This window comes from Daejeonella sp. (assembly GCF_030684675.1).
GTDB lineage: Bacteria > Bacteroidota > Bacteroidia > Sphingobacteriales > Sphingobacteriaceae > Daejeonella.
Genome location: NZ_JAUXXZ010000042.1, coordinates 23,573 through 35,154 on the forward strand (window position 1 = coordinate 23,573; position 11,582 = coordinate 35,154).

Sequence of the window (11,582 nt, forward strand, 5' to 3'; positions counted from 1 at the left end):
GAATATGTCGATATACAGCTATAAGCAAAGAAATGACATAGTCCTTGCCATCCTCATCATTTTAGGGTGTTTCGTATTATATAGCCTAAGAACAATAGCCGGTACCTTACTAAGTACCATTGTACTTTATACCCTTCTCCTTCCGGTCTATAATTTACTGGTTGAAAAATATAAGGTAAAAGATCGGATAGCTGCAACTCTCATGATTCTTCTTTCACTTCTGGTAATAGTGCTTCCGTTCTTAATGCTCAGCCTGATGGTTATCGATAAGATTACAGAATTTCAGGCTGATCCAATGCGAATGATGGTCATTATGCAAAGAATTGACGATTTCATTGGTTCTAAATTAGACCAACCGCATCTCCTGGATAAAGCAATGGCAAAACTTAGTCAGTTTGCTGCAGAATTATTCCCTTCACTGATTAGTGGTGCTTTTAACATTGTTCTCGGACTGGTAATTATGTATTTTCTGCTTTATTTTATGATGGTTCAAAAGAAGGAATTTGAAGCAGGATTGCTTAAATACGCTCCTTTCCGTGAACAGAATGCTTTGAAATTCGCAGAAGAATTAAAGAAAAACACTTATTCTAATGTTCTGGGACAAGGTTATATTGCCATAGTTCAGGGCTCCCTTCTTAGTATTTCATTCTTTCTGTTTGGAATCAGTGATCCCATCTTTTGGGGAGTAATAGCCACATTTCTCTGTTTTCTTCCAGCTATTGGAGCGCCCCTTGTATTTGTACCGGCGGCAATAATTGAGTTAGCCAATGGAAATGATACCGCTGGCTGGGGAATCCTGCTATTTGGTTTTATTGTAATAACCAATATTGATAATGTTTTGCGTTTAATAATTGCAAAGGGGATCTCAAATACGCATCCAATCATAACAGTAGTTGGCGTGATTATTGGTATACCCATCTTTGGTATACTAGGTCTGGTATTCGGACCGTTATTATTATCGTACTTTATGCTAACTATCCGGATTTATGAAACGAGTAAGCTGGCAACAGAAAGACTTGAAAAACTGAGATCAGGAGGGAATGAATGATTTTAATGGCATACTGAAATAATTGTAAAAACAAACCATTTATACCTAATATTAAACTATAAATAATGAAAGACAACTCGAAAATTTTATTTGCACTGCTTGCCGGGATGGCCGCAGGAGCAGCTTTAGGAATATTATTCGCGCCGGAAAAAGGATCAGACACCCGTGATAAACTAAGTGATTCCTTAAAAAATCTTGGAGATAGTATTAAAGACCGTGCCGCTGAAGAAATTGAAAACCTGACTGAATTCAAAGAAAAAGTTGTTGAGAATATCCGTACAAAAATAAGGTCAGCAGAAGATGATTATACCCAGGCGAAAGTAACTGTAGGCAATGCAGCTGATGATGCAGAACGTACGTATAATAAGGTTAAAAATTCTTAAATTTTTCTACGGTCATGGAAGAACAGGAGGTTGATCCACAAAATATCATTGAGAAAATTAAAGAATATATTCATGTTCGAACAGAGCTATCTGTGCTCAGTGCTGTGGATAAGGGATCGCAATTGTTTGCCGGTTTACTTACTGATGGCCTGGTTCTGGTACTTACAGTTCTTGCTTGTTTATTCGGCAGCCTTGCCCTCGGATTCTATTTATCCGAAGTTTTAAATAACACTTATGGCGGTTTCTTAATCGTAGCAGGTATTTATTTACTTGGAGCCGTAATTTTGAATTCCATCAAAGAGAAATATTTGGAGAAGCGGATCATTAATTTAGTGATTGAAAAATTTTTCAAGGATAGAAATGAAGAACAACATGAGAACAAGGATTCAAAATAGTGACGATCTACGGACCGAGATTCTTCGTTTAAGAACTGTACGTTCTGAGATAGAGGGTGAATTGAAATTTGAAACTGACAGAATTGCCAGCAGGTTTCGTGTACCTCTTATGCTATTCAGTAAAGTTAACGATTGGGTTAGTCCAATGTTTAAGCCAAACAGAAATGAACCTGGCAGTTTGCAGCAGGACTGGGTAACCAGTATTTTTCGAATTGGTTTGCCGGTAGTAATGAATAAATTTATATTCCCGAAATCAGGATTTCTACTAAAATCAGTGGTCGAATTACTTTCCCAGAATACTGCGAAAACAGTAAACAAGGATGTTGTAACCGATCTGATAAATAAACTTTCGGAATGGATTAAATCAACTAAACGAAAGAAAAAACAGGAGCCTGGAATTGATGATTATGGAATTCCACCGGATAGTGAAACTTATTAGAAAGAACCTCCCAATCTTATTCGGGAGGTTTTTTATGCGTAATTCTTTATGAAATCATCGTAAACCATCCTGATACCCTGTTCCAAATCAATCTCATGCTTCCAGCCTTTGCTGTGTAGCTTTGAAACATCTAAAAGTTTACGGGGAGTACCATCAGGCTTGGAAGGATCAAAAACCAAGTCACCCTCAAAACCAATTACTTTTTGAATTAACAAAGCCAGATCTTGAATAGTAATGTCCTCGCCTGTCCCAACATTAATCATACCCGGCTCATCATAGTTCTGCATCAGATAATAACATGCGTTTGCCAGGTCATCAGAAAACAGAAACTCACGCCTTGGACTTCCGGTTCCTAAAATAGTGACATGTTCTGCAGAATTTAGTTTTGCCTCATGAAATTTTCGAATCAGAGCCGGCAAAACATGTGAATTCTGTGGATGATAGTTATCATTAAAACCGTACAGATTGGTAGGCATTACAGATATAAAATTACATCCATACTGAGAACGATAAGCTTCACACATCTTAATACCTGCAATTTTTGCTATCGCATATGGCTCATTTGTCGTTTCAAGTAATCCGGTCAATAAATATTCTTCCCTGAGTGGTTGCGGTGCATGTTTAGGATAAATACAGCTTGAGCCCAGAAACATTAGCTTTTTTACTCCGTTCAGATAGGATTGATGGATTACATTATTCTGTATAGACAGATTCTCAAATAAAAAATCGGCCCTGAATGTATTATTAGCAATTATACCCCCAACCCTGGCTGCCGCAAGAAATACATAATCCGGTTTTTCTTTATGGAAAAAGTCTCTTACAGCAGGCTGGTCTCTCAAATCCAATTCAGATGAAGTTCGTGTCACAAGATTGGAATAACCTTCCTTTTCGAGTTTTCTAAAAATGGCAGAACCCACCATTCCACGATGGCCTGCAATATATATTTTAGATGTTTTATCCATTATTATAGAGTATGCAAAGATAGAACTATTTTTACTGGCATTTTAGATTAGAAATGGGTAAGGATAAACTTCGTCGCTTTGCAGAAATCACAGCTTTTGAAAATGTCATAGAGCTTGAAGATGGAAAGGTATTAAAGGGCTACTGGGCTGAACATCATTTTAAGAACAATAATCCCCTGATTCTCGAACTGGGATGTGGTAAAGGTGAGTACACAGTAAACCTTGCCCGACTGTATCCTGAAATCAATTTTATTGGAATAGACTATAAGGGAAACCGAATCTGGAGGGGTGCAAAAACCGCTATTGAAGAAAATATCCCAAACGTTGCCTTCCTCAGAATTCAGATCGAAAATCTGCTGGATTATTTCTCTGAAACCGAGGTTTCTGAGATTTGGATCACTTTCCCGGATCCTCAGCCACAGATTAGCCGGGAGAAAAAACGCCTGACTTCAAGCCGTTTCCTGGATATGTACAAAAAGGTTCTCAAAAAAGGTGGTCCGATACATTTAAAAACAGATAGCGACCTTTTATATATCTTTACTCTTGCAAAAATAAAAGAGCTCGGTCTTGTTACACATATTAGTACTGCCGACCTTTACAAATCCCCTTTTGCGGATGATATACTTTCAATCAAAACCTATTATGAGAAAAAGTATCTTGCAAATGACAAGAATATAAATTACCTGAAGTTTAGTTTTGAGTAAATGGACAAGCTTAGTTTCTATGATCAGGTCTACCAGGTTGTAAGACTCATACCGAAAGGAAGGGTAAGTTCTTATGGTGCAATAGCCTCTTATCTTGGAACAAGAGGCTCATCAAGAATGGTCGGCTATGCAATGAATGCTGCACATACGACCTTTCCGCCAGTGCCTGCCCAGCGGGTAGTGAACAGAAATGGTTTGCTCACCGGTAAATTTCATTTCGGCTCAGCAGACATGATGCAGCAATTACTTGAAAACGAAGGGGTTAAAGTGAATAATGACAAAATTGTTGATTTCAAAAATCTATTCTGGGATCCCGCTATTGAACTTGAACTCTAAAAACCGAAAAGCCTGCAAAATATAATTGCATAAAATTATGGGAAAAATGATCGATGAATTCAACAGCTACCGTACCCGGATGAATGAACGGATTATGGATACTGCTGAAATGAATGAGATCTTTATGATTGCAAATCTGGTAGGAGGTTCTATTGTTATTCCTCATTACCGGAGAGCTCTCGAATATTGGGAAGAACTCAATAGTAATTTATCGTGAGCCATATCGTATTTTGTTTAAATTAATGAAGGCCTTGTATTTATCTTTAAATAACCCAAACTTTGAATCAAGATCAAAATATTGTCAGATGTGCCTGGTGTGGCACCGACCCTCTTTACGTCAGATATCATGATGAAGAATGGGGCAAACCCGTTTATGATGATCAGACTTTATTCGAATTTTTAATTCTCGAGAGTGCACAGGCAGGTCTCAGCTGGATTACTATCCTGCGGAAGCGCGAAAATTACCGGAAAGCATTCGCAAATTTTGATGCCCTTAAAGTTGCCGCTTTCAGCCAAGAGGATGTAGAACGCTTATTACAGGATGAGGGAATTATTCGAAACCGGTTAAAGATTAATGCTGCAATAAGCAATGCCAAATTATTTCTGGGAATTCAGGAAGAATTCGGTTCCTTTTCCAATTATATCTGGGGATTTCTACCAGATAAAAAACCAATTATAAATAAATTAAACAGCCACAAGGACTTGCAGCCCAGAACTGAACTTTCAGACCGCATCAGTGCAGATATGAAAAAGCGGGGCTTCAAATTCTTTGGAACAACTATTTGTTACGCGCATATGCAGGCAACAGGAATGGTAAACGACCATATTGAAGGCTGCATAGCCAGATAAATTTTAGAGGGAATATTCCCGAAATTCAATACTGATAATGAAAAAGCTATTTCTCCTAGATGCATTCGCCCTGATTTACAGAGCCCATTTTGCATTGAGTAAAAATCCGAGGTTCACATCCGGTGGTCTGAATACATCAGCCATAATGGGGTTCACAAATACGTTGCTGGAAGTTCTTAAGAAAGAAAATCCCAGTCATATGGCCGTGGTATTTGATACCGATGCACCTACTGAAAGGCATACTGATTTTACAGCGTATAAAGCTCACCGTCAGGCAATGCCCGAGGATCTTTCGACAGCAATTCCATATATCATCCGCCTGATTGAGGGATTTAACATCCCGGTTATATTTTCTGATGGATACGAGGCCGATGACCTGATAGGCACTTTGGCCAAAAAAGCAGAAATCGAAGGATTTACAGTTTACTGCATGACCCCCGATAAAGATTTCGGGCAACTTGTTTCCGAAAACATTTTCATTTACAAACCTGCCCGAATGGGTAATGGAATGGAAATTCAGGGTGTAAAAGAAATTCTTGAAAAATGGGAAATTGATCATGTTGAACAGGTAATCGATATTTTGGGCTTATGGGGTGATGCAGTAGATAATATCCCTGGGATTCCGGGAATTGGTGAAAAAACCGCAAAACAACTGATCAAACAATACGGTTCAATCGAAAATATTATCAGCAATAGTCATGAACTGAAGGGCAAACTTCGGGAAAATGTTGAAAATTTCGCTGAACAGGGTCTGATCTCAAAAAAACTTGCTACCATCATGCTGAATGCACCAGTAGATCTTGATGTGGATGCTTTGCACGTTGATGAACCAAATCGGGATGTCCTGGAACCCCTTTTCGCAGAACTGGAGTTTCGTACACTTGGAAAAAGAGTTTTTGGTGATGAATTCAGCATTGCTGATGTAAAATCCAGCCCTTCTTCCGGACAAATGGATCTGTTTGGAAATCATGAGGTAAAGGAACCTGCTGATTCAAATAAAAGGGAAGAAATAAGCCTTCCTCAAATGCCATTAAGCTTCAAAAACATCAGCAATACCGATCATAATTATCAACTGGTGGATAATGCAGAGAAAAGAAGCAGCCTCCTTCGCTTACTCAATGACCATAGCTTCTTCTGTTTTGATACTGAAACCACCGGACTTGATGCCAACAATTGCGAACTTGTTGGACTTTCATTCAGTGTTAAACAAGGTGAAGCATGGTATGTTCCGCTTCCGGCAGACCAGAATGAATGCAGAACCATTGTAACTGAATTTAAATCAGTTTTGGAGAACCCTCTTATCTCTAAGATAGGCCAAAATATAAAATATGATATCCTGGTTCTTAAATGGTATGATATCGATATGCAGGGTGAACTTTTCGATACCATGCTTGCACATTATCTGATTGATCCCGATTCGCGTCATAACATGGATCTACTTGCTGAAAATTACCTGAATTACAGTCCTGTGAGTATAAGCACACTGATTGGTGAGAAAGGTAAGAATCAGGGAAATATGAGGGATGCTGACATAGAAAAGGTAAAAGAATATGCAGCAGAAGATGCTGATATCACCCTTCAGTTGAAGACTGTATTCGAACCCATCCTCAAATCTGTCAATGCCTGGAAGCTCGCTGAAGATATTGAGAATCCCCTGATCTATGTTCTTGCAGATATTGAACGTGAAGGAGTAAAAATCGATCAGGAAGCACTGGTAGAATTTTCTAAAACACTTGAAACTGATATCCGGTCTTTCGAAAAAACAATTTATGAAAAGGCCGGTGTAAAATTCAATATCGCCTCACCAAAACAACTTGGTGAGGTTCTGTTTGATAAACTTCAGCTTGATCCGCAGGCAAAAAAAACCAAGACCGGACAGTATCAGACCGGCGAAGATGTTCTCCTGAGGCTGGCCAATAAAAGTGATATTGTAGCTGACATTCTTGATTTCAGACAATTACAAAAGCTGAAATCCACTTATGTTGATGCCTTACCTCAGATGGTCAACCCGAAAACGGGCCGCATACATACCTCTTATAATCAGGCAGTTGCATCAACGGGCCGTCTGAGTTCAAACAACCCAAATCTTCAGAATATTCCCATTCGAACAGAGCGTGGCAGGGAGGTCCGAAAAGCCTTTATTCCGCGAGACAACGAACATGTTTTATTATCAGCAGATTATTCCCAGATCGAACTGAGGATCATTGCCGAGATCAGTAAGGATGAGAATATGATGGAAGCTTTTGTAAACGGACTGGATATTCATACTGCAACAGCCGCTAAAGTGTATGGAATTGCGCTGGAAGAAGTAAACTCAACCCAAAGAAGGAATGCAAAAGCCGTAAACTTTGGAATCATCTATGGACAGTCAGCTTTTGGGCTATCACAAAATCTCGGTATCCCCAGAAAGGAAGCAGCAGAAATTATTGAAAATTATTTCAATACCTACCCCAATATTAAGAAGTATATGAATGATACCATGAACTTTGCACGTGAAAATGGGTACGTGGAAACTATTATGGGTAGAAGACGATACCTCAGGGATATTAATTCAGCCAATCAGACTGTTAGGGGCTTTGCGGAGCGAAATGCGATTAATGCACCCATTCAGGGATCGGCAGCAGACATGATCAAGATTGCGATGATCAGGATTCATCAGGATATCAAAGATCATAAACTGGGTTCGAAAATGACGATGCAGGTACATGATGAATTGGTGTTTGATGTACTGATTAATGAAACCGAGATCATGAAAGGGATCATTACCGAGCGAATGAAAAATGCGATTAAAATGGAGGTTCCAATTCTGGTTGAGGTTGGTGAAGGCCGAAACTGGCTGGAAGCTCATTAATAAAATCGCAGTTGTGCCGAATTTGAATATCGGCTGATATTTTGTTATCTTTTTCCAATAAGATTAACATATTAAGTTTTGTAGTTTACATTTCTTAAATTCAGTTTTCAATATTCGTTTATGAATGTCATGCACCTCAGCGCAGAATGCTACCCGGTTGCCAAAGTCGGCGGACTTGGGGATGTGGTTGGTGCGCTGCCTAAATACCTTTGTGAAGCAGGAATAAATGCCTCAGTGGTATTGCCCTATTACGATCGGAAATTTGTTCAGGAACACACTTTTGATCTTATATTCAAATCAAAGGGAATATTAGGAACTAAAATTTTTGAATACACTGTTCTCAAAGAAAGGAACAGAACACTTGGTTTTGATTTATATCTGATTCAAATACCCGGACTCCTTGATCGCAGAGAAATATATTGCTATCCTGATGAAATTGAGCAATTTATTAGTTTTCAACTTTCATTTCTGGATTGGATCAGCAAAGCTGATGAAAAGCCTGATATTATTCATTGTCATGATCACCATACCGGACTAATTCCTTTTCTGGTTTCTCATACCATTGCATATAGCAATCTGGCCTCGATTCCGACTGTTTGCACGATACATAACGGACAGTACCAGGGCTGGTTTGGTTGGGATAAAATTTCTTTCTTACCTGCCTTCGACCTGAGCAAAGCCGGTCTTCTGGACTGGGGGAACTGTATTAATTCCCTGGCAGCCTCAGTAAAGTGCTGTTGGAAATTTACCACGGTTTCTCCAAGCTACCTGAAAGAACTATCAATCAATTCGAATGGTCTTGAAAAATTGTTTCAGATGGAAGAAGCCAAAGGATCTGGAATAATTAATGGGATAGACACCCTGGTTTGGAATTCGGAGACTGATCCAATGATCTTCAAAACCTATTCAGTTGAAAGCGTTAATGCTGGTAAGAAAGAAAATAAAAAACAACTTTGTAAAGAGTTTGGTTTGACTAGTACAAAACCACTGGTTGTATTTATCGGACGGCTGGTAGGTGAGAAAGGAGCGGATCTGCTTTCGGAAGCTATTGCATCCTGCCTGGAAACCTATAAAGGAAAACTAAATTTTCTTATTTTAGGTTCAGGAGATCCGAAAACTGAAAAGGAATTAAAAGATCTCTCTATAAAATATAAAAAACAATATGGGGTTTTTATCGGATATGATGAAATGCTTTCGCATCGAATCTATGCTGGTGCTGACTTCTTGATCATGCCATCAAGAGTGGAGCCATGCGGATTAAACCAGCTTTATGCGATGCGATATGGAACCATACCTGTTGTTCATAAAACAGGTGGTTTAAAAGACACTGTGATTGATTTAAAAGAGGCAGGAGGTTATGGCTTTAGTTTTGATGAGCTGAGTATACAAAGCATAAAAACTGTGATCGGAAGAGCCTGTGAAGTTTACGAAGATCCTGAAAGAATGACTATAATAAGAAAAAAATTAATGTCACTTGATTTTTCATGGGATAAGTCGGCAGAAGAATATATTAACCTTTATAAAAGCTTGAGCAATGATTGAAATGAATTCTAAAGTAATATCTGTTGTCCTGGGTGGTGGACAAGGTTCCCGCTTATATCCTTTGACTGATACCCGTTCAAAACCGGCAGTTCCAATTGCTGGGAAATACCGATTGGTGGATATTCCAATTTCAAATTGCCTGAATTCGGGGATTGAGCGAATTTTTGTACTAACTCAATTTAATTCTGCTTCCTTAAATAAGCATATTAAAAATACCTATCATTTTAGTTTTTTCAGTGAAGCATTTGTGGATATTCTCGCTGCCGAACAAACACCGGGTAATAGTACCTGGTTTCAGGGCACTGCAGATGCCGTCAGGCAGAGTCTTGGTCATATTGTACAACATAATTGTGATTATGTGCTGATTCTGTCAGGAGACCAGTTGTATCAGATGGATTTTGGAGAAATGGTCAGAAATCACGAAATGAGCGGAGCAGAGATCAGTATTGCAACAATTCCTGTAAATGGCAAAGATGCAAGTGATTTTGGTATCCTGAAAGCTGATGAAAATAACCTCATTACCTCATTTATTGAAAAACCAAAGAAGGAATTACTACCTGAATGGAAATCAGATGTTGGAGATGTACTGAAAAAAAAGGGAAAGGAATATCTGGCATCAATGGGTATTTACCTGTTCAATAAAAAATTACTTTTTGATTTACTCGAGAATAATACAAGAACTGATTTTGGTAAGGAAATCATTCCTCAGTCAATTGGGGATCATAAAGTACTCAGTTACAAGTTTGAGGGTTATTGGACCGATATCGGTAATATTCACTCTTTCTTCGATGCAAATATTGGATTGACGGATGATATTCCCGAATTTAATCTTTTCGATAAAAGGCCTATCTATTCCAGAGCCAGAATGTTGCCTCCATCAAAAATATCAGGAACAACATTAGAAAAAACCATAATCTCTGATGGATGTATCATTAATGCAAGCAGGATAGAACGCTCAGTTATCGGAATCAGGACCCGTATCGGTACCGGAACAACTATCGTCAACAGTTATGTGATGGGAGGAGACCGATACCAAACCCTGCATGAACTGGAAGATGCTGCGCAATCCAAACGACCTGTTATGGGTATTGGCGAAAGATGCTACATTAAGAATGCTATCATTGATAAAAATTGTTTCATTGGCGATGATGTCAGAATTAATGGAGGCAATCATCTCGAAAATGGGGATTTTAAAACTCATACCATTAAAGACGGTATTGTAGTCGTCAAAAAATTAGCCGTAATTCCTAATGGAACAGTAATCTGAAAAGGGAGAATAAACAGATAATACTATTTCCCGAACAAATTGCCGAGGCCTCCCATCATGTCACGGGTAACTGCCTGCATTTCTGTTTGGCTTACATTATCTGCCTGTGCTAAGACCTTGTTTACTGCTGCTGCGAGCAATTCTTCCAATTCTTCATGATCAGCTGATCGTAAAAACTCAGGATCAATTGAAATCGCTGATATGTGCTTATTGGCGGTTGAAGTAATTCTGATTTTACCCCCTTCAACTTCTGCAGAAACAGAAATTAAATCTAATCGTTTCTTTATTTCCTCGGCCTTTTGCTGCGCCTGTAGTAATTTATCAAACATAAATTAATCGAAATTTAATTAGTCTCTATAATTGACCTGATGATATCCGGAGACAAAGGCTTGGAAATAAAACCCTTAACAGCGACATATGATTTTGAACGAAGTACATCTTTTTCATCAACCGAAGAGGAAACAATAAAAACCCGGATATTTTTTTTGAACTCTTTAATAAGTGTTTCAAAAGTCTCGAGAAAGTCCCATCCATCAAGTACCGGCATATTCAGGTCAAGAAGAATGACATCCGGGAGTGTTTCCTCATTTTTTTTGTTCTCCTCTAAAAAATCAAGTGCTTTTTGAGCATCTGTATAACTGAAATACTCATCGAACAGATTATGCTTTGATATCATGATCTGAGCTATACGCTGATGAATCGGATCATCATCAATAATAAAAACTCTGCTCTTCAAATCCATTTAGGCAAGTTAACCATATTTACAGGCAAAAAAAATGATCTTCTGATTTCTTTGATTAAAAGAA

The 11,582-nt window shown here is 38.5% G+C and carries 14 protein-coding genes; 11 read left to right on the forward strand and 3 right to left on the reverse strand.

Annotated features, from left to right (window positions below):
* The first annotated feature begins 4 nt into the window (after positions 1-4).
* The 4 genes from Q8M41_RS08405 to Q8M41_RS08420 all read left to right on the forward strand — a co-directional run bounded on the left by Q8M41_RS08405 (position 5) and on the right by Q8M41_RS08420 (position 2,265).
* Entirely contained in the window at positions 5-1,048 is a 1,044-nt protein-coding gene (locus Q8M41_RS08405; RefSeq protein ID WP_305364809.1) for an AI-2E family transporter, read from the forward strand.
* A 65-nt stretch (positions 1,049-1,113) separates the two neighbouring features.
* Entirely contained in the window at positions 1,114-1,431 is a 318-nt protein-coding gene (locus Q8M41_RS08410) for a YtxH domain-containing protein (RefSeq protein ID WP_305364810.1), read from the forward strand.
* A gap of 14 nt (positions 1,432-1,445) precedes the next feature.
* A complete protein-coding gene (locus Q8M41_RS08415) occupies positions 1,446-1,826 on the forward strand; it encodes a phage holin family protein (RefSeq protein WP_305364811.1) in 381 nt (126 codons plus the stop codon).
* Positions 1,804-2,265 carry a hypothetical protein gene (locus Q8M41_RS08420; protein WP_305364812.1) on the forward strand — a complete coding sequence of 154 codons (462 nt, stop codon included), beginning with the start codon at positions 1,804-1,806 and terminating at the stop codon, positions 2,263-2,265. The genes Q8M41_RS08415 and Q8M41_RS08420 overlap by 23 nt, the downstream gene beginning before the upstream one ends.
* A gap of 32 nt (positions 2,266-2,297) precedes the next feature.
* On the opposite strand, the gene Q8M41_RS08425 is transcribed toward Q8M41_RS08420, so the two are convergent.
* Positions 2,298-3,227, reverse strand: coding sequence for a GDP-L-fucose synthase (locus Q8M41_RS08425; protein WP_305364813.1), 930 nt, complete (start codon positions 3,225-3,227; stop codon positions 2,298-2,300).
* 53 nt (positions 3,228-3,280) lie between these two features.
* Between Q8M41_RS08425 and trmB the strand changes: the two genes are divergently transcribed.
* The 7 genes from trmB (at position 3,281) to Q8M41_RS08460 (ending at position 10,776) form a co-directional block, all read left to right on the forward strand.
* The gene (gene trmB, locus Q8M41_RS08430; protein WP_305364814.1) at positions 3,281-3,931 is read left to right on the forward strand and encodes a tRNA (guanosine(46)-N7)-methyltransferase TrmB; all 651 of its coding nucleotides are present in this window, start codon (positions 3,281-3,283) and stop codon (positions 3,929-3,931) included.
* Positions 3,932-4,267: an MGMT family protein gene (locus Q8M41_RS08435; RefSeq protein ID WP_305364815.1), complete on the forward strand. Its 336-nt coding sequence runs from the start codon at positions 3,932-3,934 to the stop codon at positions 4,265-4,267.
* A 37-nt stretch (positions 4,268-4,304) separates the two neighbouring features.
* On the forward strand, positions 4,305-4,484 hold the full coding sequence (locus tag Q8M41_RS08440) for a hypothetical protein (protein WP_305364816.1): 180 nt from the start codon (positions 4,305-4,307) through the stop codon (positions 4,482-4,484).
* Between the two features lie 62 nt (positions 4,485-4,546).
* Positions 4,547-5,116 carry a DNA-3-methyladenine glycosylase I gene (locus tag Q8M41_RS08445; protein WP_305364817.1) on the forward strand — a complete coding sequence of 190 codons (570 nt, stop codon included), beginning with the start codon at positions 4,547-4,549 and terminating at the stop codon, positions 5,114-5,116.
* Positions 5,117-5,153: 37 nt separating this feature from the next.
* Positions 5,154-7,967, forward strand: a complete 2,814-nt coding sequence (gene polA / locus Q8M41_RS08450; RefSeq protein ID WP_305364818.1) for a DNA polymerase I — start codon at positions 5,154-5,156, stop codon at positions 7,965-7,967.
* Positions 7,968-8,087: 120 nt separating this feature from the next.
* Positions 8,088-9,509, forward strand: coding sequence for a glycogen synthase (locus tag Q8M41_RS08455; protein WP_305364819.1), 1,422 nt, complete (start codon positions 8,088-8,090; stop codon positions 9,507-9,509).
* Between the two features lies 1 nt (position 9,510).
* On the forward strand, positions 9,511-10,776 hold the full coding sequence (locus Q8M41_RS08460; protein ID WP_305364820.1) for a glucose-1-phosphate adenylyltransferase: 1,266 nt from the start codon (positions 9,511-9,513) through the stop codon (positions 10,774-10,776).
* Positions 10,777-10,799: 23 nt separating this feature from the next.
* Here Q8M41_RS08460 and Q8M41_RS08465 read toward each other — a convergent pair whose 3' ends face one another.
* A complete protein-coding gene (locus tag Q8M41_RS08465) occupies positions 10,800-11,105 on the reverse strand; it encodes a YbaB/EbfC family nucleoid-associated protein (RefSeq protein ID WP_305364821.1) in 306 nt (101 codons plus the stop codon).
* A gap of 14 nt (positions 11,106-11,119) precedes the next feature.
* Positions 11,120-11,518 carry a response regulator gene (locus Q8M41_RS08470; protein ID WP_305364822.1) on the reverse strand — a complete coding sequence of 133 codons (399 nt, stop codon included), beginning with the start codon at positions 11,516-11,518 and terminating at the stop codon, positions 11,120-11,122.
* Positions 11,519-11,582 lie beyond the last annotated feature (64 nt).

Coding starts and splice junctions, on each gene's coding strand:
- trmB (WP_305364814.1), top strand. CDS start 3,281: ATGGGTAAGGATAAACTTCGTCGCTTTGCAGAAATCACAGCTTTTGAA.
- Q8M41_RS08460 (WP_305364820.1), top strand. CDS start 9,511: ATGAATTCTAAAGTAATATCTGTTGTCCTGGGTGGTGGACAAGGTTCC.
- Q8M41_RS08410 (WP_305364810.1), top strand. CDS start 1,114: ATGAAAGACAACTCGAAAATTTTATTTGCACTGCTTGCCGGGATGGCC.
- Q8M41_RS08415 (WP_305364811.1), top strand. CDS start 1,446: ATGGAAGAACAGGAGGTTGATCCACAAAATATCATTGAGAAAATTAAA.
- polA (WP_305364818.1), top strand. CDS start 5,154: ATGAAAAAGCTATTTCTCCTAGATGCATTCGCCCTGATTTACAGAGCC.
- Q8M41_RS08420 (WP_305364812.1), top strand. CDS start 1,804: ATGAGAACAAGGATTCAAAATAGTGACGATCTACGGACCGAGATTCTT.
- Q8M41_RS08435 (WP_305364815.1), top strand. CDS start 3,932: ATGGACAAGCTTAGTTTCTATGATCAGGTCTACCAGGTTGTAAGACTC.
- Q8M41_RS08405 (WP_305364809.1), top strand. CDS start 5: ATGTCGATATACAGCTATAAGCAAAGAAATGACATAGTCCTTGCCATC.
- Q8M41_RS08470 (WP_305364822.1), bottom strand. CDS start 11,518: ATGGATTTGAAGAGCAGAGTTTTTATTATTGATGATGATCCGATTCAT.
- Q8M41_RS08440 (WP_305364816.1), top strand. CDS start 4,305: ATGGGAAAAATGATCGATGAATTCAACAGCTACCGTACCCGGATGAAT.
- Q8M41_RS08455 (WP_305364819.1), top strand. CDS start 8,088: ATGAATGTCATGCACCTCAGCGCAGAATGCTACCCGGTTGCCAAAGTC.
- Q8M41_RS08465 (WP_305364821.1), bottom strand. CDS start 11,105: ATGTTTGATAAATTACTACAGGCGCAGCAAAAGGCCGAGGAAATAAAG.
- Q8M41_RS08425 (WP_305364813.1), bottom strand. CDS start 3,227: ATGGATAAAACATCTAAAATATATATTGCAGGCCATCGTGGAATGGTG.